The sequence below is a fragment of the Thalassospira lucentensis genome, assembly GCF_011806425.1.
Taxonomy (GTDB): Bacteria; Pseudomonadota; Alphaproteobacteria; order Rhodospirillales; family Thalassospiraceae; genus Thalassospira; species Thalassospira lucentensis_B.
In genome coordinates, this window is record NZ_JAATOV010000001.1 from 879,958 (window position 1) to 901,874 (window position 21,917).

Annotated in this window: 25 protein-coding genes; 9 read left to right on the forward strand and 16 right to left on the reverse strand. The window is 52.9% G+C overall.

Annotated elements, in window-relative coordinates; translation table 11 throughout:
- Positions 1-153: 153 nt before the first annotated feature.
- The 4 genes from HCZ99_RS04080 to HCZ99_RS04095 all read right to left on the reverse strand — a co-directional run bounded on the left by HCZ99_RS04080 (position 154) and on the right by HCZ99_RS04095 (position 3,772).
- A complete protein-coding gene (locus tag HCZ99_RS04080; RefSeq protein ID WP_167445555.1) occupies positions 154-699 on the reverse strand; it encodes a hypothetical protein in 546 nt (181 codons plus the stop codon).
- Positions 700-703: 4 nt separating this feature from the next.
- A complete protein-coding gene (locus HCZ99_RS04085) occupies positions 704-1,204 on the reverse strand; it encodes a bactofilin family protein (RefSeq protein ID WP_254869421.1) in 501 nt (166 codons plus the stop codon).
- 297 nt (positions 1,205-1,501) lie between these two features.
- Positions 1,502-2,182, reverse strand: a complete 681-nt coding sequence (locus tag HCZ99_RS04090) for an EI24 domain-containing protein (protein WP_167445557.1) — start codon at positions 2,180-2,182, stop codon at positions 1,502-1,504.
- A gap of 852 nt (positions 2,183-3,034) precedes the next feature.
- Positions 3,035-3,772 (reverse strand): LolA family protein, encoded by a 738-nt coding sequence (locus tag HCZ99_RS04095; RefSeq protein WP_167445558.1) that lies wholly within the window; start codon positions 3,770-3,772, stop codon positions 3,035-3,037.
- A gap of 256 nt (positions 3,773-4,028) precedes the next feature.
- Between HCZ99_RS04095 and gshB the strand changes: the two genes are divergently transcribed.
- Entirely contained in the window at positions 4,029-4,973 is a 945-nt protein-coding gene (gene gshB, locus HCZ99_RS04100; RefSeq protein ID WP_167445559.1) for a glutathione synthase, read from the forward strand.
- Between the two features lie 111 nt (positions 4,974-5,084).
- Here the strand turns inward: gshB and HCZ99_RS04105 are convergent, their stop codons facing one another.
- Positions 5,085-5,378, reverse strand: a complete 294-nt coding sequence (locus tag HCZ99_RS04105; protein ID WP_167445560.1) for a cupin domain-containing protein — start codon at positions 5,376-5,378, stop codon at positions 5,085-5,087.
- A gap of 229 nt (positions 5,379-5,607) precedes the next feature.
- Here HCZ99_RS04105 and HCZ99_RS04110 point away from each other — a divergent pair, with 229 nt between their 5' ends.
- The 3 genes from HCZ99_RS04110 to HCZ99_RS04120 all read left to right on the forward strand — a co-directional run bounded on the left by HCZ99_RS04110 (position 5,608) and on the right by HCZ99_RS04120 (position 8,178).
- A complete protein-coding gene (locus tag HCZ99_RS04110; protein ID WP_167445561.1) occupies positions 5,608-7,155 on the forward strand; it encodes an alkaline phosphatase D family protein in 1,548 nt (515 codons plus the stop codon).
- Between the two features lie 70 nt (positions 7,156-7,225).
- Positions 7,226-7,867: a glutathione S-transferase gene (locus HCZ99_RS04115; protein WP_167445562.1), complete on the forward strand. Its 642-nt coding sequence runs from the start codon at positions 7,226-7,228 to the stop codon at positions 7,865-7,867.
- A gap of 83 nt (positions 7,868-7,950) precedes the next feature.
- Complete coding sequence (locus HCZ99_RS04120; RefSeq protein ID WP_167445563.1) at positions 7,951-8,178, forward strand: hypothetical protein; 228 nt, start codon at positions 7,951-7,953, stop codon at positions 8,176-8,178.
- A gap of 81 nt (positions 8,179-8,259) precedes the next feature.
- On the opposite strand, the gene HCZ99_RS04125 is transcribed toward HCZ99_RS04120, so the two are convergent.
- Together HCZ99_RS04125 and HCZ99_RS04130 are read right to left on the reverse strand one after the other, a co-directional pair.
- Positions 8,260-8,610: a hypothetical protein gene (locus HCZ99_RS04125; protein ID WP_167445564.1), complete on the reverse strand. Its 351-nt coding sequence runs from the start codon at positions 8,608-8,610 to the stop codon at positions 8,260-8,262.
- Positions 8,611-8,783: 173 nt separating this feature from the next.
- The gene (locus HCZ99_RS04130) at positions 8,784-9,122 is read right to left on the reverse strand and encodes a hypothetical protein (protein WP_167445565.1); all 339 of its coding nucleotides are present in this window, start codon (positions 9,120-9,122) and stop codon (positions 8,784-8,786) included.
- A gap of 223 nt (positions 9,123-9,345) precedes the next feature.
- Here HCZ99_RS04130 and HCZ99_RS04135 point away from each other — a divergent pair, with 223 nt between their 5' ends.
- The gene (locus HCZ99_RS04135; protein WP_167445566.1) at positions 9,346-9,675 is read left to right on the forward strand and encodes a hypothetical protein; all 330 of its coding nucleotides are present in this window, start codon (positions 9,346-9,348) and stop codon (positions 9,673-9,675) included.
- 185 nt (positions 9,676-9,860) lie between these two features.
- Here HCZ99_RS04135 and HCZ99_RS04140 read toward each other — a convergent pair whose 3' ends face one another.
- On the reverse strand, positions 9,861-10,616 hold the full coding sequence (locus HCZ99_RS04140) for an SDR family NAD(P)-dependent oxidoreductase (RefSeq protein WP_167445567.1): 756 nt from the start codon (positions 10,614-10,616) through the stop codon (positions 9,861-9,863).
- 170 nt (positions 10,617-10,786) lie between these two features.
- On the opposite strand from HCZ99_RS04140, the gene HCZ99_RS04145 reads away from it, so the two are divergent.
- Positions 10,787-11,671 (forward strand): AraC family transcriptional regulator, encoded by an 885-nt coding sequence (locus HCZ99_RS04145; protein ID WP_167445568.1) that lies wholly within the window; start codon positions 10,787-10,789, stop codon positions 11,669-11,671.
- 240 nt (positions 11,672-11,911) lie between these two features.
- On the opposite strand, the gene HCZ99_RS04150 is transcribed toward HCZ99_RS04145, so the two are convergent.
- Together HCZ99_RS04150 and HCZ99_RS20800 are read right to left on the reverse strand one after the other, a co-directional pair.
- Complete coding sequence (locus tag HCZ99_RS04150) at positions 11,912-12,745, reverse strand: hypothetical protein (protein ID WP_167445569.1); 834 nt, start codon at positions 12,743-12,745, stop codon at positions 11,912-11,914.
- Positions 12,746-14,266, reverse strand: a complete 1,521-nt coding sequence (locus tag HCZ99_RS20800) for a ShlB/FhaC/HecB family hemolysin secretion/activation protein (RefSeq protein ID WP_167445570.1) — start codon at positions 14,264-14,266, stop codon at positions 12,746-12,748.
- Between the two features lie 290 nt (positions 14,267-14,556).
- Here HCZ99_RS20800 and HCZ99_RS04160 point away from each other — a divergent pair, with 290 nt between their 5' ends.
- A complete protein-coding gene (locus tag HCZ99_RS04160) occupies positions 14,557-16,068 on the forward strand; it encodes a YifB family Mg chelatase-like AAA ATPase (protein WP_167445571.1) in 1,512 nt (503 codons plus the stop codon).
- Positions 16,069-16,157: 89 nt separating this feature from the next.
- On the forward strand, positions 16,158-16,718 hold the full coding sequence (locus HCZ99_RS04165; protein WP_368484222.1) for a putative glycolipid-binding domain-containing protein: 561 nt from the start codon (positions 16,158-16,160) through the stop codon (positions 16,716-16,718).
- Positions 16,719-16,739: 21 nt separating this feature from the next.
- Here HCZ99_RS04165 and HCZ99_RS04170 read toward each other — a convergent pair whose 3' ends face one another.
- The 6 genes from HCZ99_RS04170 to HCZ99_RS04195 all read right to left on the reverse strand — a co-directional run bounded on the left by HCZ99_RS04170 (position 16,740) and on the right by HCZ99_RS04195 (position 20,867).
- On the reverse strand, positions 16,740-17,327 hold the full coding sequence (locus HCZ99_RS04170; RefSeq protein WP_167445573.1) for a class I SAM-dependent methyltransferase: 588 nt from the start codon (positions 17,325-17,327) through the stop codon (positions 16,740-16,742).
- A 153-nt stretch (positions 17,328-17,480) separates the two neighbouring features.
- Positions 17,481-17,786, reverse strand: coding sequence for a phosphoribosylpyrophosphate synthetase (locus HCZ99_RS04175; protein WP_167445574.1), 306 nt, complete (start codon positions 17,784-17,786; stop codon positions 17,481-17,483).
- A 99-nt stretch (positions 17,787-17,885) separates the two neighbouring features.
- Complete coding sequence (locus HCZ99_RS04180; RefSeq protein WP_167445575.1) at positions 17,886-18,362, reverse strand: GNAT family N-acetyltransferase; 477 nt, start codon at positions 18,360-18,362, stop codon at positions 17,886-17,888.
- A 127-nt stretch (positions 18,363-18,489) separates the two neighbouring features.
- Positions 18,490-19,005 (reverse strand): SRPBCC domain-containing protein, encoded by a 516-nt coding sequence (locus tag HCZ99_RS04185; RefSeq protein ID WP_167445576.1) that lies wholly within the window; start codon positions 19,003-19,005, stop codon positions 18,490-18,492.
- Positions 19,006-19,118: 113 nt separating this feature from the next.
- A complete protein-coding gene (locus HCZ99_RS04190; protein ID WP_167445577.1) occupies positions 19,119-20,066 on the reverse strand; it encodes a 2-hydroxyacid dehydrogenase in 948 nt (315 codons plus the stop codon).
- A 381-nt stretch (positions 20,067-20,447) separates the two neighbouring features.
- Positions 20,448-20,867: a VOC family protein gene (locus HCZ99_RS04195; RefSeq protein ID WP_167445578.1), complete on the reverse strand. Its 420-nt coding sequence runs from the start codon at positions 20,865-20,867 to the stop codon at positions 20,448-20,450.
- Positions 20,868-20,978: 111 nt separating this feature from the next.
- Here HCZ99_RS04195 and HCZ99_RS04200 point away from each other — a divergent pair, with 111 nt between their 5' ends.
- A complete protein-coding gene (locus HCZ99_RS04200) occupies positions 20,979-21,908 on the forward strand; it encodes a LysR substrate-binding domain-containing protein (RefSeq protein WP_167445579.1) in 930 nt (309 codons plus the stop codon).
- Positions 21,909-21,917: the final 9 nt, after the last annotated feature.

Here is a 21,917-nt window from a genome sequence, read left to right on the forward strand (position 1 = left end):
CCATGACTGGATGGTTTAAAATCACCTTATATGGCGACTTTATGAGATTGCTTATCGATCCTGACAACAAAAGGTAAATAATCAACCAAGGAAATCAGATCGTTTGGGCAAAATCGAAATCGGGTCGGGCAGATCACCAAAGAAAGTGACCGATTAACCCTGCGAACGACGTTCTTTACGCACCTGATCCAAGCAAGCCTGAACGGAAATGCGGTCATTTCCACGGCGCTTACGGGCCAGCATGTGACGTACTTCACGGTTGTCACTTTTGGCGCCGGTTTTTGAGACAGGCATAAAGAACATATCAAACGAACATTCACTGGATCGATATTGCCAAACCATCGTTTGACCTTCGCTGCGGATCAGTTCGGGTTCGCCAAGTTTTGCCACAACAGCCTTTTCCGACAATCCGGCCAGCGTATCGGCCGCAAGCGGCACGAAGGGCAAGGCAGCGGTTTTTTTCGGGGGTGTTTTGGTCTTTTTCGACGGAGTGCGGCGCACTGGGGCCGGTTTGGCCCGCGTTTGCGTTTTGGCACCTGTGGAGAGGTTGCTATAGCTGGCATTGGTGGTGCCCGGCGGTACAGCATTGCCACCACAGGCCACAAGCGATGTGCCAATGAGCGCAAAAAGTGCGACCACCCCAAACGACCGCTTTGCGCCCGTCAGGGGTGGGAATTTATGTGTTTTTATTGAAGTCACGGGATCAGGAATCGTCCGATTTACGCGGAATGGTGATAGCTGCGCTGTTGCCGCTGCGCGATGTGCCATCGTCGCTGCCTTCAACGTAATCAAGGGTGCCCTTGATGCGGGCGCCATTTTCGACCTGAAGCGCGCCATAGGTGATTTTGCCGTCGATTTCAGCCGAGCTGATCAGGATAACGCGGCGTGCGTTCAGATCACCTTCGAATTTTCCGCTGATTTCGGCTTCTTCAACCTGGGCTGAGCCCACAAAGGTGCCGCCTTCGGCAACTTCGAGACGCGAGCATTCTTTGATCTGTGCTTCGACATGACCTTCGACGACCAGAACGTCGCAAGAGCCAATTTCGCCCGCCAAACGGATATCGCGGCCAACAGTCAGCTTTTTGCCTTCGGTATTGTGGTGGCTGCTGCTCGAAGGACGTCCCGAGCTGCCGCGGGTTGGAATCTCAAGCGGGCGTTTTGCGATTTCCGGTCGGAAATTTGTGGAGTGCGGTCTACTGGACATTTCGGGTTCATCCTTTGTACGCGGCTTGCTGAAAAGGCGCGGCTCACTACGATTTTCGGTTTTTACAGCTGGGCCGGTGTCGTGTTTATTTTTTTCAGATCCGCCAGAAGCCTTGATCTCGGTCTCTTGCGTCGTCTTGGAAAGGGTGTCTGACAAATCTGTAGGAGATGTATCTGACGAAGCCGAACGGCTGTCGACTGTTTTGTTGGCTTTTTTCTTTCCAAACATTGGATGACCAGATCCTTTGTGTTTTCGTTTCGGTATTCAAAGATGCGACAAAGCCGCAATTTTAAACGGTTAGGCCGCAGTTTCGGGGACGTACGTCCCAAGGCGGACGGAGTAATGAACCATAAAGGCCGTGGCGATGATCGGGGCGACCAGATTGACAATCGGAATGGTCATCAAAAAGGTCAGGCCCACACCGGCAAGCCACAGCTTTTTCTGGCGGCTTTTGCGAATGGACTCAACTGTCCGCGCATCATAGCGGCGTATCGCCACCAGTTCAAAATATTCGCGCGACAAAAGATAGCCATTCATCGCGTAAAAGGCGATGACATAGACCGGTGTAACCAGAAGAAGCGGCAAGATCAGGATGTTAAGCGCAAGGGCCGTCAGGGCAAATTTCAAGCCGCTGATCAGGGCCTCAAGAATAGGTTGCGGGCGGGTTTCTGGCAGGGTCGGGTAATATCTGTCTTCGACCGCATCCGCAATCTGATCGAGCAGGAGGCTCGAGATCAGGACGGTTGCCGCGGGAAACAAAAGAACGACCAGAATGCTCAATCCGATGCCAAGGATCCAGTCGGCAGCACTTTCAAGCCAACCACCATCCGCAAAGAAGGTGATCGAGCTTAGGCCAAACCAGATCAAGACCCACAGTCCAATAATGGTTGCCAAAGCACCGGCAACACTCAGCAGCAAGACTTTGCGAAAACGCGGGTCAGAGAATTGCGAGACGGATTTCATAAAGTCGTTGATCATCGAACGTATTGGTCCTGTCGTGTCATTTTCGTTGGGTGCGCCGGTAAACACGCGCATCCATCAAGGGAATCATGCCTTACGTTACTAGACAATGAAAATTAACAGCCTGTGAAATCTGTTGGTCACAGGGGAAATTTCGCTGCCTTTTTCATGCAAAGCCGGTTTTACCGTGCGGGTTGGGCAAAAAAAAGGCGTCCGGCCAGGGGGGTGAACCGGACGCCAGCGCTCCGTCATTTGGAGCGTGAGGACAGGTAGGGGAGACCATGCCCTCACACCGGGTTCCTCTCGCTAATTTAGGAACCTTGTGACAGCTTTTCATATAGGAAGCAGCACGTGCTTTCGCCAGCGATCGCAAGCGTGAAAGCCAAAGAATCTTTGGGGTTGGCGATGATTTTTTCGTGAGCTGTTAATCATTTCGTAACCCCAATGTCTGCAACGGTTTGAATCAAAAAGTTTTGCCGTTTTAAATGTGATTTTGGGCACACATGCAGATCTTCGCACCCAACCGTGAAAAAATTTAGGGGTGGCGAATTTATACTTGAGGATGATGTGGGTTTGGTCGCGTTTGGAAGCCCGTTTGGGGTGCGACGGGCACGCTTTGGACCGGCGATCGCGTTATCGCCATCGGGTATTGGACGTGCTGAGTTTTTCGGCGGGAGATTTGGAGATTTAAGGGCTGGTGTCATTTGCAAAAACGCGAAATGGGCGCGTTTTGGGGCCATCGCAATTTGGGCGTCTTAACGTTTTAAGGATTTTGAGCATCGCTGGGTGATACTCAAAATCCTAATTTTTCGGACGCGGGCCAGACGGCGAAAGTGCTGTCGGGCGGAATTTGTTTTTAAGGAAAAGGCCTTAGCCGCCGCGCTGGTTGGGCCAGATGCGTTTGAACTTAAACAGTTCCGGATCAAGTGAGACGCCGTCTTCGGCGTTGAAAAGGGTCACGGTTGTTTGGATCCCGGTTGGGTCGGTGACGATCCACTGACGCAATTGCATCGGGTTTTCAGCAAACACCAAGGTCACACTGCCGGCACCCGGATCGGATTTGCGCACCAGCTCGACCCGAATGGTTTCGGCCGTGCGGCGGTAATCAACGATTTTAACCTTTTCGGACAGCGAAATGTTTTTCGCCAGAATGATACCAGCGGGCGTTTCATCAATATCGAAATAGGTCGGGGCGTTGATTTCTTTGTCATAATAGATGAAATCACTGCCCGTTGAGACCAACAGGATTTGCGCCGGTGGGTTATATTCAAACCGCATTTTGCCCGGGCGCTGCATGTAAAGCTTGCCCTCGGCGGTACCACCATCTGATGAAATCTGGACGAAATCAGCGCGAATGGTGGTGATATTTGCCAGATAGTTTTCGATCTTTTTGACCATTTCCGGGCTGATATCGGCGTTTTTGGCCGTGCCCGTTTCGTTGGTTGCGCCATTTGCTGATTGGGCGTGCGCAGGTGTCGGCAACAAACCGATGCTGGCTGCGCCGCCAAGAACGCTGGCCATGGCAAGTGCAGATGCAACAATGACAGACCGGCTTTTCTGGCCGATTTTGCGGGTGTCGGTTGTCTTGGTACGGTTTGAAGATGCCATCTTGTCTGTCTTGCCTGTCTGGTCGAAATAACAATTATCTCATCACGATTGCAGAACATGAATGGCGGATGATAAAAATCCTGCCAAATTAGTCACCATCAATCGCGAATTACATATCGCATCATTTGGCCGGGAAGGCCAGCCGGGTCAAGGCGTGCCCGCAAATGATCACAATTGACCATGTGAAACCGGGTCGGGTTTTGGTCAGGATCGGTTTGCAAAGCCACGCAAGCCCCGGAAAAGGAGAACGCGTTTTATGAGCCGTATTGTCGCCATTCAGATGGACCCGATTGCGTCCATTGATATCAAAGGGGACTCAACCTTTGTCATGGGGCTGGAAGCCCAGTCGCGCGGATATGATCTTTTACATTATCATCCCGACGACATGTTTTATGACCGGGGTCGGGTTTTTGCCGAAGTTCGACCGATGACCTTGCGCTATGAAGCGGGCAATCATTATGACCTGGGCGATGCCAAGATCATTGATTTGGCAAAGGAAACCGATGTCATCTTGATGCGTCAGGACCCACCGTTTGACATGAATTACATTACAGCAAGCCATTTGCTGGAATCCATTCATCCGGAAACCTTTGTGGTCAACCATCCGGGTCATGTGCGCAATGCGCCGGAAAAAATCTTTGTTACCGAATTTCCCGACCTGATGCCGCCCACCATGATCACACGGTCGCCCGCGCGCATTCGCGATTTCCGCGAGGAATACAAAGACATCATCGTCAAACCGTTGTTTGGCAATGGCGGCGCGGGTGTTTTCCACCTTAAGCCCGGTGATGAAAACCTGAATTCGCTGTTGGAATTGTTTGCCGCCCAGTCGCGTGAACCGTTGATGGTGCAGGCCTATTTGCCCGATGTCCGCAAAGGCGACAAACGCATCATTCTGGTCGATGGCAAGGCAGTTGGCGCGATCAACCGTGTTCCGGCCGAGGGCGAAGCACGGTCGAACATGCATGTTGGCGGTGTTGCGGTGAAATCGATGCTGACCGATCGTGAAAAGGAAATCTGCGAACGGATCGGGCCGGAGCTTAAAAAGCGCGATCTGATCTTTGTCGGGATTGATGTGATCGGCGATTATATGACCGAAATCAACGTCACCTCGCCAACCGGATTGCAGGAAATAAACCGGTTTGACGGATCGAAACTTGAAAGTCTGATCTGGGACGCGATTGACAGCCGACTGGCGTAAGCCCGGCAGTTTGACGACATAAATTGAATGAAGGGCAGGTGCGATTGCGGACCTGCCCTTTGTGTTTTGGTTTTAAGTGTTTTTAAGGCCGCGTCAGCGTTATTGAGCCGCCTATTTGATTTCAACTTCAACGAAGGTGAAATCGAATGCGTTGTCGTTAATCACGTTATGGGCAACGCCGGTTTTGCGGGCATAGGATTGCCCAGCCTTAAGGTCAGATGTGACGACGGTGCCATCATGCATTTCAATGGTCAGCGCACCGGTGGTCATGGGAACAACCACATAGTCCATTTCATGAACGTGACCGCCGGTTTCCGCACCGGGCGGGAAATGCCATTCGGTGACGCGTACGGTATCGTCATCGACCTGAACGGTCGGAATTGCTTTGGGGCGTTGTGAAGCCAAGGTTTTTCTCCTGATATGTGGGGCGCAGTTTCTTTTTCGTCTGATCACGGTAAACGATTGTCCGGCGGCCTCAATGAAAAAATGCATAAATATTTGGCATGAGCCGACTTTGCCCTTTTTTGTGCATGTATTGGGTGCAGATTGGACAGGGCCAAAAGCAATTCTGGAACTAAAACCCCTATCAAGCGTATGAATGGATAGCATTTTCGCGCAAAGGTAACAGGACCACATGACAGAAAATCAGGTTTCGAAAGAGTCCGGTGACGAGATGTTTGGTCCGTTTTTATTTGCGCGCGGTGGCGACAGCACAAAAATCCGGCTTGCTGCCCTGATTGTGGCGCCAGACGGGGCGGAAATCCAAGAATTACGCGCGATGGATGGCGATCCAGTGTCGCCGCAAAGGCTTGCGGCCCTTTTTGGGCGCACCTATTGGCGATTTGACTTTGAACTGCCTGCATCCGCGGATGCACAATATAGTTTCGGAAGCGAAACATATGCAGTTTGTGCCGATATGGGATCGGATTTACATATCGGCTTTGTGTCGTGCAACGGTCAGGAAGAAGGTGATCTTGACCGCCCGGTAGAGGAGCGCAATGCGCTTTGGGCGGACTTGGCCGAGCAGCATAAAAAGCGGCCTTTTGCGCTGTTGCTGCATGGGGGCGATCAGATTTATGCCGATGGGGTTTGGCATTGCCACCCTGAGATCGAGGCATGGCTTGACGCGCGCCGTCGGCAAAGGTTGGCGACGGCATTTTCCGATGAGATGCGCGACGCGGTTTTGAAATTCTATCTTGATCATTATCTGACGATCTATAACCAGCCACAGATCGCCCATATGCTGGCGCGCGTGCCGTCGCTTATGATGTGGGATGATCATGATATTTTTGATGGCTGGGGCAGCCATAAAAAGTGGTTCCAAGGATCGGCGGTGGCCAAGGGCATGTTTGCCTGCGCCCGCGATGCATTTTGTTTGATGCAACTATGTGCGGCCCCTGCGGCGGATGTTGATTTGCTTGGGGTGGTTGATCCCAAACAACAGGACGCGGTGGAACGTAAAACCGGTCTTGCCAATAAATCCGAACATGATCCCCTGCCCGACATGATTTTGGACCGCGCGGGACGCAGTTTTGCGTGGCGGGTGGATTATCCGGGGATGACGTTAATTGCGCCTGATCTTCGGTCTGAACGGACACCCGACGTGATTATGGGCGATACGGGGTGGCGCGATCTTGTGCCGGCGCTTGAAACCATTCCTGACGGCAATCGTATTTTGCTGATGTCGACGGTGCCGGTGATTGGACCGCGGCTGTCGTTGGTGGAATTCTTTTTGTATATGCTGCCAAAGCCGCAAAAATACGAAGATGACCTGCGCGATCAGTGGCAAAGCCGCTGGCACCGGCGCGAATGGTGCAAGATGTTGGAATTGCTTGAACGCATTGCCAACGATCATGATCACGAAATCACGGTATTGTCGGGTGAAATCCATGTTGCCACCCGTGGGACGTTTGAAACCAAGGGCAAAACCATTCACCAATTGGTGGCATCGGGCATTTCGCACACCGCCCCACCCCAGGCCTTTGCCCGCGGTTTGGGATTGCTGGCCTGGATTGGCGATAATCCGTTGCCCAACCGTCCGACACGGTTAAAACCACTGCCTGATCGCAAAGGTGTCTATTGTGCGGCGCGAAATTACCTTACACTGTCGCGTAATGATAAAAAGTGGGGTGCGAAATGGCATCTCGAAGGGATTGGCTGGACACCTGACCTGACGATTTAGACTGTTTTTTTTGGGACCCCTGAAAAGACAGCCGTATCAGACGGTCGATCACGGCAAGGGACTTTGAACGATGCAGCTTTATTATTCACCAACATCACCGTTTTCGCGCAAGGTGCGCGTGGCAATGCGCGAACTGGATTTGGAAAAGGACGTCAGTGAAATCCTGATCGATCCTTGGACCGATGATGCACTTCGTGCGCATAATCCGCTGTCAAAGGTGCCGACCTTGATCCTGCCGGATGGTATGGCGGTTTATGAATCCGCGGTGATTTGTGATTACCTTGATCAGGTGGCACGCGCTTCCGGGACGTCGTCTGGCATCATCCCGCTTGAAGGCGCTGCACGGCTGAATGCCTTGAAATGGCAGGGACTTGCCGATGGTATGATGGCCGCAACCGGGCGGTTATTTGCCGACGCACAGCGCCCCGAAGATGATCGTTCTGACACCGTAATGGAACGTCAAGCCCAAGCGGTTCAAAGCAGTATTGATGCGATTTTGGATGGATTGGCGTCGTTGCGGACTGAAGATGCGCATTTGGGCACCTATTCGGTGTTGGTCGGCCTGTATTATATTGATTTTCGGTGGCCCGACCGGCGGTTTGACATTCCGGTGCGGGTGCGCGACTGGATGGCGATCATGTCTGAACGGGAATCTTTTGCGGAAACGCTTTTCCACCTGCCCCATGATACCGATCCGGCACCAATTGATTAAGGCGGCTGGGTGAAAGCCATCGCCCCGCAAGGCAGATTGCGTTATGATGCGGTTTGCCCACTTTTTCGATGAAAAGAGCCTATATGACCGAACCGACGATCACCAAAGGAATGCGCGAACGTGCCTGGATCCGTGCCGATAAGATTGACGGCGAAGATCCCCGCGAAGTGCGTAAGCACAAGGAAAGCGGCATCACGATGAAAAAAGAAAGCTTTGGCAAGTTTCGCAATTTCGGCTGGACCGTGGTCAATGAAGAAGCAGTCCCGTGCCGCAAGGAATTCTTGCCACCCCGCGAAGATGGCAGCGCGTAAAACTTTCCCCGAACAGTTTTGAACAGAACAAGGCCGCAACGTGATTGCGACCTTGTTTGCGTTTAGCTAACCGTTAGGTGGTTAGCAGCCACATGCCGCCCCATAATCGGTGCAGATTTCTGCGATCTTTGCCGTCAGGCGATCGGCACCCTTGTTGTTGGCGTCGAGACATGCATTCCCGGCCTTGGAAACGGATAGTCCGCCCTTATCGAGAAAGTTAATGCGATTGCCTTTGTTTTTGCTGGGGCTGTAGGTGATAAACCGACTGCCGCAATGCAAATGTGGGTACTTATCGCCAAAACCGTCACGCTCGGGAACCTTTCCGTAAAAGTCGTTACCGTTACAATAGCTTTTCAAGCTGGCTGCTTGTGCCGATTGTGCTGCGACAAGTAGTCCGGCGGCGATGGCAATCATCGGGATCATGGTTTTCATGACTGTCTCCTGTTGAGGAAGGCGGCACTGCCGAAGCGGTTTTCACAGCGAAAAATTCACAAGTTCAGGAAACAAACGTCTTATGGGGGAGAAATGACTCTAAGACGTCGTTTTCGCATGTGAAATGTCGATGGAAGGTTCGTTCGGCAGGCCGTCAGGTTTATTTCGACAGATTATTCCGCCGCTTCGAGGCGACCGGGGCCGGAATAGACATAGGCTTTGCTCGGCGCGACCAAGAATTCTTCGTTCTTGTTATTGTTGGGATGCACTTTGAAAAACACCCCAGACGCGGCAACCGTGCCATATGAACCCGACGCGATCAGCGTTTTCTGGGCCGGGACCCAGTTGACCAGATCGCTGTAGTTATAGACATGGAACGTCACAGGCTTACCTGAGTTGTTAAAAATAACCGCTCCGTCGACCGCAGCCCCTGCGATCAATTTTCCGATATCTTGGCTGGCAAGTTTGTGGAACTTGTTCAGATCAATTGTGCCTTCGATTTCAACACCCATTGTATTTCTCCTGGTTTGGTGGGGTGCGGTTGTGTCGTCAGGACAGAATTGACGGCGCCGTTTTCCCACCCAATGAAAATTAAAGTGCTTATCAGCAGGGTTATTGGCCTCCCTGTCCTGCAACTTATAATTTTGTTTCCAGAGGAATGTCGTTTGCAAAAACAGTCCGAAAAATAAGGGCTGAAAATGGAAATTATTTTCCGTAAAAAAGGATTCTGATTCTGTGGAGAGCGTTGATTCGAGACGGTTTGCCGATCTTATTTCTGAGGCATTGCGTGAGGAATTTGGGGGCAATCGAAGCTCGGTCAAAACAATTGCCCGGCTGATTGATGCGAACGAACGTTCGGTTAAAAACTGGTTCGATGGCACGAATGGGCCAAACGGCGAATTTTTGGTGCGGTTGTGCCGCCATTCTGATCGGGTGCTTGAGGTGGTTCTTCTGCAGTCGGGGCACGCAGAGCTTATCAAAGTGCGAAAACTGGCTTTGGTGCGCGAAGGGCTGCATCAGATGTTGGAGATTCTTGATGAAATCGAATTTTCAAACGCTGACTAGATCGCTGCAAAATCTTCGCAAGCATTTAACGTAAAACAACTTTTGGCTTTGTGTGCGGCGCTTAAGACAGCACGGGCCAGCACAGGTGCATTTGTCTGATGGAAAATCGGGAGATGGGGCACCCTTTAAGCCAAACCAAACCAAAGTAAAAAGCCTGACCGGCATATACCGGCCAGGCAATTGGCTTAGATCGTTTGGCCGCCGGAAACTTCGATCCGTTGACCGGTAACCCAGCGGTTGTCATCGCGCAGCAGGCTGGAAATCATGGGGCCAATATCATCGGGCACGCCGACACGACCCAGTGCGGTCATATTTGCAAATGCTTCGTTATATTCGGGCGTGTCGCGGACAGCACCGCCGAGAAAATCGGTTTCGATTGCGCCCGGCGCAACACAGTTGGCTGTGATACCGCGTTCGCCCAATTCTTTGGCAAGATAAACCGTTAGAATCTCGATGGCCCCCTTGGCAGCGGAATACGCAGAGAAACCGGGGAAGGAGACACGTGTCAGCCCCGAAGAATAGGTGATGATCCGCCCACCATCGGCAAGGATCGGCAACAATGCCTGCACCAAGAAGAAAACGCCTTTGACATGCACGTCAAACAACGTGTCGAACTGTTGTTCGGTGGTTTCCGCAAAGGGGGTCATTTCGCCGTGGCCGGCATTGTTGATCAGGTGATCGAAGGTACTGCGGCCAAATGTTTTCTCAAGCGTGGTTTTGACAGCGTCTGCAAAGGTCGAAAAGCTCGAGATTTTCGTGACATCAAGCTGCAAGGCGACTGCTTTTTGGCCCAATGCCTTGATTTCTTCGACGACTTCTTGCGCTTGGGCTTCGTTGCTGCGGTAGGCAACGATGACGTCGCCGCCTGCTTTTGCAATACTCAGTGCTGTGTTGCGGCCAAGTCCACGGTTCGCACCGGTAATCAGGGAAATTTTAGACATGCGTATCTCCTGTGTCTGTAACGATGCCAGCAAGATATCGGTGATTGGGGCGGCGGTGTTGCCTGTCTCTCTGAAATTTTTGCCTGTTTGTCTTTGTTTGGCAAAATAACTTGCGGTAATGGTCGAAATCCTTACCTATTCATCCAATCAGATGATTGGAAAAGACCCAAATGAGCCGTTCTCTTCTTGACCTTGTGGGGCGTTATGCGGATGCCCATGCCGATCCGTTAGGGGTTTCGCAAACGCCGGTTGGCGGACTTTCCATGGTGCGCGCGATATATCCCGGCGAGCTGCAAGTTGCCATCAACCGGCCCCTTGTCGCGATGGTTCTGCAAGGTCGAAAAACGGTGACGATGGGTTCTGAGAGTTTTGAGTTGAGCCCGGGCGAAGCGCTTTTGATTTCTGCCGACGTTCCGACCGTAAGCCAGATTACGCAAGCCAGTCAGGCGGCCCCGTATTATGCACTTGTGCTAGAGATCGACCTTTCCATCATCAATGAAATCGCGGACGCCATTGTTCTGCCACCGGGACAAAGCGGCCCCATTTCTGTGGAGCCATTTGATCCCAACATCGAAGATGTTGCTGTGCGATTGATGCGGCTTTTGGATCGGTCAGGCGCGATTTCGGTTCTGGGGGATGGTCTTTTAAAAGAAATGCACTATTGGGTGCTTTCGGGACGTCATAGCGCTGCAATCCGGCGTTTGGGCGCCACCAACGGGCATGCGCAACGCATTTCCAAGGCGATCGGACTGATTAGGCAGCACTATGCCCAAGCGATCCGGGTGAATGAGCTGGCCGCCGCGGCAGGAATGAGTGTTTCCTCGTTCCATCAACATTTCCGGGCCGCAACAACCTTGTCGCCGTTGCAGTTTCAAAAACAATTACGTTTGATCGAAGCCCGTCGCCAGATGGTTGCAAAAGGTACGAATATTGCCGATGCAGCCTATGCCGTTGGCTACGAAAGCGTCCCCCAATTCACGCGCGAATATAGCCGCCTTTTTGGTGTCCCGCCCGGACGAGACCTGCGCCAATCAAAGTTGGACGCAGCAGGGTAAAACCAGACGCAGCACAATCTTTTCACAGTAATCGGCCCTGCTCTTCCAGATGATCCTCCGACTGGTTGGCTGTGCGCAAGCCATTGAGGAAAAAGGATATGTTGCCTTGGCCCCGTTTCCCGTCGAATTGGTGCAACGTGGGCGTATGGGGGCGGTTTCTGAGAAATCCATTAATTACGAAAACGAAATGTTTTTATGTTTTCGTCTTTTAACATCCTGATGGGTTTGCGGCACCAAACCTTATTTATGTACCGAGATAAGGCATTTGGCTGTTTGGGCATGATTTCCCGGGATATGGGCAATCGCACGGCTTTGGAAATGCAGGGTTTCGGCGTGTCCCGCTACTGTTATTTGACCGTTCTGGTTCGTCATGCGCCGAATTCCCAAACTTGAAACCTTGCAACTCCAGGCATCGCCGTTTGAATCGATCATGAAGGCCCTTTGATTTTGGGCAATATGGTCGCCTGCGACGGGTGTGACAAAACGTGTGTTGATGTTTGTCTTGTCGATCTTAACATTCGGATGGTTCTGGCTTGCATGCTGAACTGAAATCGCGTCCGGGTGAATGGACACATCAAGTGCGGTTGGTCTGGCGCCTAAATTGCGATCCTCTGTCGGGCGCTGTGATAGGGAATCAAATGAGACTTGTGGACCGATAGTCTGCCCGGCAGCACCCGAGAACTGGTCATTGTAGCTTAGCGTGATGATCCTGCCGTCCGTGTGGATCGATTGTTCAAGCTGAAGCTCCATACGTTGAAGCATGGTGCCGGTCCCTGTTTGGAGTTGGAGAATATTGTAATTATAGGTGTTGGTGTCTGCGCTTGTGTTCGGCGAGCTTGTGACCTTTACCCGCCATTTGTTTTGATCGGAGATATGAAACGTTTGCGATGTCGGATCCCATTGCCCATCAGTGAGCAGTCCTTCTGCATGTCCACGATCAAGAAAATGGATGAGCTTGGCGCAGATATCAGGATGTTTGGGGGTGGCGCATTTGGGGCCAGCTGAAACTGGCGCAGCGCCAAACACGATCGCGTATCCCATCGCAATGGCCATATGCCATGATTTAATCGTCATTTACCAACTCCACGTCAGTTTCATATATCCGACCGGGCCCGGAATACGGTCATTTGCATCTTCCATCAACGGCACACCGACGTAGCCATCAAGCAATACCGATTGGGTCATGTTTATCTTTGCGCCGAACCCAATACTGACAAGGCCGTCGCTGCTTGGCCGTGTCGTGGTGTTTTGTTTCTTGTCGGGATTCTGAACCATGCCGAAATCGGCAAAAACAAATGGAACGACGTGTTGGAAGATGTTTCCGGTAAAGTCGAATGCGTGTGCGGCTTCTATGGTTCCAAAAAAGCCTGAATTCCCCGAAAATGCCGAAGATTCGTATCCGCGCAGGAAGTCGGTGCCCCCAAGCCCGATTGTCTTGGAATTTGGTGTGCCCGTCGTCGAGATTTGACCGTAACCTTCAAGGCGAAGTTCGGTTGCAGGTGAAATGGCCGAGAGCGGTTGAATGTAGCCTGAACCAAGTTGCAGGTGATAAAAATCCCCGTCATCAGCATCGATGTAGGAATCTGTGTCGCCGCCGCCCAAGGTCACAGCGACAGCAAAACTCGACCCTGTTTGGCTCTGATAGCTGTGAAACAAAGACAGGTCGACTGTCCAGGTGTTCGTATCACCGACGCCCGACGTGTCGTCAGAAATATAATCGAGATTGCCGACCAGATAAGTTGACCGGTCGTGATAACGGGTAACCGGATAGCCAAGCGTGAATACTGCGAATTGCCCGAAAAAGTCATGATTGGTTACGATACCCGGGTCGATGGTAAAACCTGTACTGGTGATCTCGGCAGTTGATTCACCCCTTACGTCTACTTCTGTTTCTATATCGCCATACCCGATTTCGGCATACGCACCTTGGTTTCCGATTGGCCTTTGATAGGCGGCAAATATGCTATGTTGTTCGGGTTTGCCGTCGCCATCAATGTAAACACCCTGAAAGCGCACGACGTCGCCCCCCGTTGCAACACCATAGAAATCTTGCTGAAGGTTGATGCGGTTCTGAGCAAACTGGTTTCGTGGTGTACTGTCGAACGAAAGCGCGCCGAACTGCCAGCGTTCGCTCCCGCTTACGACGACTTCAAAACTGTTCTCGCCTTCAATGCGTTTGATGGCAAATGTCGCTGATACGCCGGGAAGATCGTTGATGAGGGCCAAAGCGCGATCAATTTCGGCCAGTCGCGGATTGTTGCGCACGTTTGATAGCAAGTCTTTGATGGTACGTTCGGTATCCGGACCAAGATTTGTCACCGTTATCAAGGTGATCTTGCCCAGATCGACATGCAGATGCCGATCAGAGACCGTTGTAACAGTCGCAAGAATATAGCCACTCTGTTCCAAAGCGTGCAGCAGTTGGGCCGCAAGATCATTGATCGGTTGGTCTGGATCAATATTGAGATTCTCGATCAGGCCGGGTTCAAGCCCGGAGACCGTTACCCGCCCAGCGACATCATCGCTTTGTGCGCTTGCCGAGGTGATTGAAAAAAGCAAAAGCGCGATTACCAGAAATGGTCGAGCAATATCCACCGAGCATCTTCCCCCCCAAGATGAAATTCAGACTTTTGGATTTAAGCCCGGAGGATGATTTTTAAAGGGTGCTGAGGTGAATTTTTAGTATTAATGGTTGAAAATAGAATTTATAGGTAAGCCATTGATACCTATATTATTCGTTTCTGATGATCATCTGCTTGTTCATAAACACCCACGTCGCGAATGGTGATCACGCGACGACCTTTGGCGCACAGCAAACCATCCATTGCGCATCATCGATTAACTCTGCAAAGTAATACAACTTATGGTGTTTGGGGGAAGACGGTTTGACAGCACGGGTCACAACAGTTGCCTTTGCCGGGATTGAGACGATTGCTGTCGATGTTCAGGTGCAAATGGCAAGCGGACTGCCGGCTTTTACCGTGGTTGGCCTTCCTGACAAGGCGGTTTCCGAGGCGCGCGAACGGGTACGGTCCGCATTATCGGGGATGGGGTTGGCCCTGCCACCCAAACGCATCACGATCAATCTTGCCCCGGCTGATTTGCTTAAAGAAGGATCGCATTTTGACCTGCCGATTGCGCTTGGCCTTTTGGCCGAGATGGATGTTATCGGTCACGAAGACATCGCGCGGTTTTTGGTGCTTGGCGAGCTTGGTCTTGATGGCAGCATTACCAGTGTGGGCGGGGTTCTGCCCGCCGCGATGGAAGCGGGCATGCAGGAATTTGGCATTATCTGCCCTGATGCCAATGGGGCCGAGGCGCTTTGGGCCGGGGATCTGGAAATTCTGGCGCCCAAAAGCCTTGTTGGCCTGATTAATCATTTCAAGGGGACGCAAATCCTGTCGCGCCCGCGCGCGGTTGAAAATGCCAGTCCGACCGGGCCGGTTTTGGACCTGCGCGATATTAAGGGCCAGGAAAGTGCCAAACGGGCATTGGAAATCGCCGCGGCGGGTGGGCATAATTTGCTAATGAGCGGCCCGCCCGGATCGGGAAAATCGATGCTGGCGGCGCGGTTGCCGGGCATTTTACCCGATCTTGATGCCAGACAAGCCCTTGAAACCACGGTTATTCATTCTGTATCGGGACTTTTGCCCGAAGGTGGCTTAATCCGAACCCGCCCATTTCGTCAGCCCCACCATTCCGCATCCATGCCCGCCCTTGTCGGCGGGGGACATCGGGTTAAACCCGGTGAAATGTCGTTGGCCCATAACGGCGTTTTGTTTTTGGATGAATTGGCCGAATTTCAGCGCCCTGTTTTAGATGCCCTGCGTCAGCCGCTTGAAACCGGGCAGGTGTCAGTCGCGCGCGCCAACGCACATGTGACCTATCCGGCGCGCGTTCAGTTGGTTGCGGCGATGAACCCGTGTCGGTGCGGATATCTGGGCGATAATGACCTTGCATGCAGTCGGGCCCCACGCTGTGGCGAGGATTATCAGGCACGGCTTTCGGGGCCGCTTTTGGATCGGTTTGATATTCAGATTGATGTGCCGGCGGTCAAACCCGAAGAACTTGATCTTCCGGCGGATGGTGAAACCAGTGCCATGGTGCGCAATCGGGTGTTTCAGGCGCGTGAAGTGCAAATGTTACGTTATAAAAACGAACACATCTCAACCAATGCGCTGGCAGATGGCGAAGTCCTGCAAAAGGCCGCCGCACCCGATGAGGATGGCCGGGGCCTGTTGCAGGATGCCACCCGGCGCATGAAGCTCTCGGCGCGTGGGTATCACCGGATATTGCGGGTGGCGCGCACGATTGCCGATTTGGCCGGAAGTGAGATCGTCAGGCGCCCGCACATTGCAGAGGCGCTTAATTATCGACAGATGGTGTATCGGCGATAGAGGGCTGCGTTTTTGGTTTTCGCGGTGGTTTGGCAGTGCGAAATTAAGGGAATAGATCGCTTGGGAGGTGTGGATTGATAGAAAGGTCGGTGTGTTGGACGGATTGGGACGGAAACGGGCTTGAACGCTGCTTTATGTCCCAGGATGACAATCAATTGATCCTTGAGGGCGTTGTTTCGGGGACACGCGAAGGCACATATGGCGCGTATTATTCCGTGCGAACTGATGCCCTGTTTCGAACCCGTGAAGTGTTGGTCAAATATATCGGCGGCAGAACGCTGCATATCGCGGCCAATGGGGACGGAAATTGGCATGACATCCTAAGCGATCAGCCAATCCCGTCACTTGATGGGTGCTTTGATGTTGATATCGGTGTGACGCCCGCGACCAACAGCCTGGCGATCAAGCGGCTTGGCCTTGCCCCACAGGCCAGTCAGCATATCGTTGCGGCCTATGTCCCGTTGCCAAGCCAGATCAGCGGCGACTTTCTGCCCCAGCCGGTTCAGCAGCGCTATTCCTGTTTGATTGAGGGGAAATTATATCGTTATGAAGGGCTGTTTCGGGGATTTTGTGCCGAATTGGCGATTGATGACGCCGGGCTTGTGATCGATTACCCAGATACCTTTCGCCGGGTTGTCGCGCCGGCATAAAGGGGAAAGGCAATTGGCGTCTTAAGCGGTTTGTAAGCCGCGGGTGCGCTGTTGCTTTTCAATCCGATAGACTGAGGATGGCGGCATATTGCGCACCGTGGTGCCGATGCGCGTGGCGCGTAAATCAAGGCGGCCCAAGATGGCCTGCGGTACAGGGCAACGCGGACCATAGGTGAATTGGTAAAATGCGCCTTGGTCGTGCATATAGCCAAATGTGCCGGTTAAAATGCCCATGATTTGTCGCGGCTTCATCGATAATAGCGGCAGGCCGCTAATCACGGTGCCAAGCCTGCCCGGTTGATAAAGGCCCGCACGGGCCAGACGGGTGGCATCCATTTGCAAGATGCGGGCATTGGGGTAACGATCCGATAGCAAACGGGAAAAATCCTGCCCCTGTTCGATCAGGGTCAGGTCACTTTCATCAAGTCCACGATCAAGCAAAGCACGGGTAAAAACGCCAGTACCCGGTCCCAATTCCAGAACCGGGCCATGATCGGCGGCAACTTCGGATGTGATCAATTCTGCCAAAGCCGGACTAGAGGGTGAAATGGCCGATACCCCTTTGGGATCGGTCACCCAGGCACGAAAAAATGGCAAAAGATCCGACATGTGCGTGTTTGCCTTGCTATCTGGTGTGTGGAGTAACGAGCTTGAAACTAGCGGTCCTTTATGTCGGTAAGCCCGCCATATTGTGTTCATTTTGCGAACCCGCGTGTTTCAAGCTGCTATCTCGTCATGCCATCTTGCAGCAAATTCGAACGATTAAGACGCGCTATTCTGCCGGTTTTGGCGCAGCGTATCAATCAAACGCGCTTCTTTCGGGTCAACGTTAAAGCTGTTGGGGATGATCATGACCCCTTTGGTGCCGTCTTTGGCTTCGATCATGTAAAGCGTGGCATCATCGCCCGGATCAGTACCATTATCGGTGCTGTTGGAATGCACAAGGCGCAGGTCTTCTGGCTGGTAAAGGGTGCCGGTGCCGTCACTGCGTGCGCCATCGCCTTCACAGATGAAGTGATGCTCAAAACCGTGTTCTTTGGCGTTTTCCTGAAGTTCAGCTAAGGTCATTTTATCTCTCCGCGTTGGGGTCACTTAGGGTTAAAACGTCCTGTCCGGAAAGTTGTTCCACCGTCAGCCTTGCACCAACCAAAGCAATATTCAAGTCAGCTAAGGCTTTAGCTGCAGCTTCATGCCTTCGTGGCTGGCGACAAAGCCGAGCCGTTCGTAAAACCGATGGGCATCTTTGCGTGTTTTGTCGGTGGTGAACTGGATCAAAGCCGCGCCAAGTGATTTCGATAGCGAAATTGATTCCAAAATAAGCTTTTCACCAATTTTCTGACTGCGCATCGTGCTTGAGACCCGAACCGCTTCGATCTGGGCACGGAGCTGCCCGCGCCGCGACAAACCGGCAATCAGGGTCAGTTGCAAACAGCCGACAATATCCGAACCGTGACAGGCCAGAAGGTATTGATTGGGCAGTCCGGCGGTGGACTGCGATGCCATGGCGTCAAAGGCCGCGTAATAGGCGTTGGGCAACGGATCGGTCAGTTCTTCGCGGGTTTTGCCCTTTTCATCGTCGGCCAACAGGGCAACGATGGCAGGCAGATCATCGCGGGTGGCATATCGGAATGTGATGTCGGACATGTTTGGTCCTCAAACCTGTGATGGGGTCCCAATTTTTAGCAATGTCATAAAACAAGATCACCGATGATCTTAAAACGGTTCGATTTTCAACGAAACCTTCGACCCAAACGGATGCCGTTTTAGGCGATCACACGGTTTTGGGATTTTCACTTTGAGGGGGCATCAGTTTGATCCGGTTTCGCAACGAGACTAAATGGGCCTGCCAGTAATGGGTCATCATCGGTTTAAACCGGTTGTCATTCAGGCCATTACGCCCCGGATGGCCTGCCGATAGGCCCTCAAGCCCGGTATGGGTCAGGGTCAGGCGGGTGGCATCGCCCGATTGGACAAAGCGGATATCGACATGGGTGACCGGCTCATTGCGGTCGGCCATGGGCCAGCGCCATTCAAAACTCAGTCGTTTGGCGGGTTCCCAATGGATGACTTTGCCTGCCTCGACAATAAAGTCGGGACGGCGTTTATCGACTTCTTGCAGATAGCGCGCCCCGTCGCGTTCGCCAAATTTCATGATCCCGGGGCGATTGCCGATCAGTCGGTTGCGCGGGCCCTGCTTCCACCAAAGATCAATGTCGTTGGTAAAGGTGTCAAAGGCGGTTTGGGCATCGCAGTCAACGCGAAGGGCGACAAAGGTTTTGGCCGACATCGAAAATCCTGTGAAAACAAACGGACGGAGTGCTTTCTCTTCCCAGAAAGCGCTCCGTCCGACAAGTCAATTCCTGCAAGCCCGATCATAGGCCGGGTTTAAGTTGGGTTGGATTAATAGCCGCTTTGACGGTCAACAAGGCCCGATGGTGTTTCACCACGTGCCATGCGATCGATGTTTTGTGCGATCTGATCGACGGCTTCTTCGATCCGGGTGGCCGCGGCGATATGCGGGGTGATGCGGATTTTCGGGTGATCCCAGAACGGGTGGCTTTCGGGCAGTGGTTCGGTGACCGCCACATCCAAAAATGCACCGCGCAGATGGCCGGTATCAAGAGCGCGCAACAAATCAGCTTCGTTGATCATTGCCCCGCGCGCGGCATTAATGATCGCGGCCCGCTTGGGCAAATGCGAAAGTGCGGAACTGTTGAGCAACCCTTCGGTTTCCGGGGTGCGCGGCAACAGGCAGATCAGGATATCAGACTGGCCAAGGAATTCGGCAAAGGCATCTTCGCCGGCATAGGTGGTGATGCCGTCAATGGCCTTCATCGAGCGGCTCCAGCCTGACACAGCAAAGCCGAGGTTCGAAAGCGCACTGGCAACCGCCGCACCGAGTGCGCCCAAGCCCATCACGCCAACCCGGCATTTGGAAATGCGCGCAACATCATGCTGGGTCCAGGTGGCTTTGGCCTGCTGGGCGGCATAGACATCAAAATCGCGCATGAAATGAAGGGCGGCATACAAATGATATTGCACCATCTGATCGGCCATACCGGCATCTTCCAGTCGAATAACCGGGATATCGGCCGGAAGGCTTGGCGATGACACCACATGATCAACACCCGCCCCAAGCGAAAAGATCGCCTTAAGATTGGGCAGCGTCTTGATCAGTCCCTGGGGTTGTTTCCAGAATAGGGCATGATCAATCGTTGCGGGATCGTAATCGTCATCCGTGGTGGCGACATTGGCATCAGGCAGCCGTTCGACCATCGCCTTTTTCCAGTCGGCATCTTCGCCGGCGGCGGAAATAAGGATGTTTGGCGTGGCAGATTGCGGTGACATGGGGCTTTCTCCTGATGCGGGTCGTTATTTATCGGGGTGATCCGATGTTTGGGATCAATTGTAATAGAACGCGCCAAAGCACAAAGCGTTCCAGCGCGACCTTTTACGGGGCTTTTGATGCGCCTTTTAAGGCAACTTAAGGTACGTTGATTGGCAGATGCAACGTGCTTGCGGTTCGTTGGCGCAAACCATATCACACTCGCCACAGACCTGCTGCGCGCATTCGGTCAGATGTGCCAAGTGCTGGGATCGAGGAAACATGCGATCCGGATAAGGATGCTTGGCAAGCAGATGCGCTGTCACCTTTGGCGGTGCCGATCAGGTGACGCGCGAAATGTTGGCCGAGTTGGCTGAGGGCGGGTCTTCGTGCCTGCGGTGGGTTTAATGTGCGAAAATCATTGCCGGATCGCGGAAGGTTTTGAACTCAAGCCCATTACCCGCCGGGTCAGAGACAAAAAAGGTGCCCTGCTCGCCCGGTTCGCCTTTAAAGCGGATTTTCGGTTCAAGCAGGAAGGGAACCTTGGCGGCCTTTAGGCGATCGGCCAGATCGTGCCATTTTTCCCATTCCAGAACGGCACCAAAATGCGGGATCGGCACCGCATCACCGTCCACCGTGCCCGACCCGGCATTTTGACCGGCTTCTGGGCGTACATGGGCGGACAGCTGATGCCCAAAGAAATCAAAATCAATCCATGCCTCGGTCGAGCGGCCTTCGGCACATCCGAGGATATCAATGTAAAATGCGCGTGTGTCGGCAATTGATTTGATCGGAAAAGCCAGATGGAATGGGGGCAATGACATGGCGGTATCCTTGATTTTATCTAACGCTTGGTTGTTAGAGGCAGTCTAAACCGGCATAATGCGGGCGATAAAATCAGAAGTTCTGACCTTAGCATCAGGAAAACTATTGTTATGGCCCTGCGCCCAACGACCCCGCCCTTAAATGCGCTGCGTGCGTTTGAGGCGGCGGCCCGCTTTGGCAGTTTTGCCCGCGCGGCGGATGAGCTTTCGGTGACCGCGGGTGCAATCAGCCAGCAGGTCGCCAATCTTGAGGCCAGCCTTGGCATGGCGCTGTTTGATCGCAAGGGCCCGAAATTGACCTTGCGTGAAGCGGGCCGGGCGTATTTGCCAACGCTGCGCCGTGTATTGGACGAGATTGAAGCCGCGACCCTTGATCTGGTGACCCATGGTGCGGGGGAACGCAAATTGGTGATTGGCACCCTGCATACACTTGCCAGCAGCTGGTTGATCCCAAAATTAAATCGGTTTCAAAACGAACATCCTGATATTCGCCCGGTAATCGAGACCTTGGCGCTTAATTTTGCCACCCCGGACCGCAGCCCGGACCTGTCAGCACGGCAAATTGATGTTGGGCTGTATTTTGGTGATGGGTCTTGGCCGGGGATGGTCAGTGATAAGCTTTTTGATGAAATTCAGGTGGTTGTCGCCAAGCCCGGATATATTGCATCAACTGACGCCAACACCAAAACGCCCCCTGTCGATCCGGCAAATTTGATGGGACGGTATCCAAGGCTGGTTCACACCACCCGGCCCAAAGCATGGCATGACTGGGCGCAGGCCAATGGAGTGATCGTTACCGGCGCACCCGGACCAGGGTTTGAACATTTTTTTATGCTGATCGAAGCGGCCAAGGCCGGGATGGGAATTGCCCTGCTGCCAAGGGTTTTGATCGAAGGGGAGCTTGCCAAGGGCAGCCTCGAAATCATCAGTGATGCGGCCCTGAAATCCAGCGGATTATATTACCTGATCACGCCAGAAAGCCGAATGGACGTCCCGGAAGTCCAAGCTTTTCGCGACTGGGTGCTCGGTTTATGTCCTTAATCTAAAGTA

Coding starts and splice junctions, on each gene's coding strand:
- HCZ99_RS04085 (WP_254869421.1), bottom strand. CDS start 1,204: ATGTCCAGTAGACCGCACTCCACAAATTTCCGACCGGAAATCGCAAAA.
- HCZ99_RS04090 (WP_167445557.1), bottom strand. CDS start 2,182: ATGATCAACGACTTTATGAAATCCGTCTCGCAATTCTCTGACCCGCGT.
- HCZ99_RS04095 (WP_167445558.1), bottom strand. CDS start 3,772: ATGGCATCTTCAAACCGTACCAAGACAACCGACACCCGCAAAATCGGC.
- gshB (WP_167445559.1), top strand. CDS start 4,029: ATGAGCCGTATTGTCGCCATTCAGATGGACCCGATTGCGTCCATTGAT.
- HCZ99_RS04110 (WP_167445561.1), top strand. CDS start 5,608: ATGACAGAAAATCAGGTTTCGAAAGAGTCCGGTGACGAGATGTTTGGT.
- HCZ99_RS04115 (WP_167445562.1), top strand. CDS start 7,226: ATGCAGCTTTATTATTCACCAACATCACCGTTTTCGCGCAAGGTGCGC.
- HCZ99_RS04120 (WP_167445563.1), top strand. CDS start 7,951: ATGACCGAACCGACGATCACCAAAGGAATGCGCGAACGTGCCTGGATC.
- HCZ99_RS04125 (WP_167445564.1), bottom strand. CDS start 8,610: ATGAAAACCATGATCCCGATGATTGCCATCGCCGCCGGACTACTTGTC.
- HCZ99_RS04130 (WP_167445565.1), bottom strand. CDS start 9,122: ATGGGTGTTGAAATCGAAGGCACAATTGATCTGAACAAGTTCCACAAA.
- HCZ99_RS04140 (WP_167445567.1), bottom strand. CDS start 10,616: ATGTCTAAAATTTCCCTGATTACCGGTGCGAACCGTGGACTTGGCCGC.
- HCZ99_RS04145 (WP_167445568.1), top strand. CDS start 10,787: ATGAGCCGTTCTCTTCTTGACCTTGTGGGGCGTTATGCGGATGCCCAT.
- HCZ99_RS04150 (WP_167445569.1), bottom strand. CDS start 12,745: ATGACGATTAAATCATGGCATATGGCCATTGCGATGGGATACGCGATC.
- HCZ99_RS04170 (WP_167445573.1), bottom strand. CDS start 17,327: ATGTCGGATCTTTTGCCATTTTTTCGTGCCTGGGTGACCGATCCCAAA.
- HCZ99_RS04175 (WP_167445574.1), bottom strand. CDS start 17,786: ATGACCTTAGCTGAACTTCAGGAAAACGCCAAAGAACACGGTTTTGAG.
- HCZ99_RS04180 (WP_167445575.1), bottom strand. CDS start 18,362: ATGTCCGACATCACATTCCGATATGCCACCCGCGATGATCTGCCTGCC.
- HCZ99_RS04185 (WP_167445576.1), bottom strand. CDS start 19,005: ATGTCGGCCAAAACCTTTGTCGCCCTTCGCGTTGACTGCGATGCCCAA.
- HCZ99_RS04190 (WP_167445577.1), bottom strand. CDS start 20,066: ATGTCACCGCAATCTGCCACGCCAAACATCCTTATTTCCGCCGCCGGC.
- HCZ99_RS04195 (WP_167445578.1), bottom strand. CDS start 20,867: ATGTCATTGCCCCCATTCCATCTGGCTTTTCCGATCAAATCAATTGCC.
- HCZ99_RS04200 (WP_167445579.1), top strand. CDS start 20,979: ATGGCCCTGCGCCCAACGACCCCGCCCTTAAATGCGCTGCGTGCGTTT.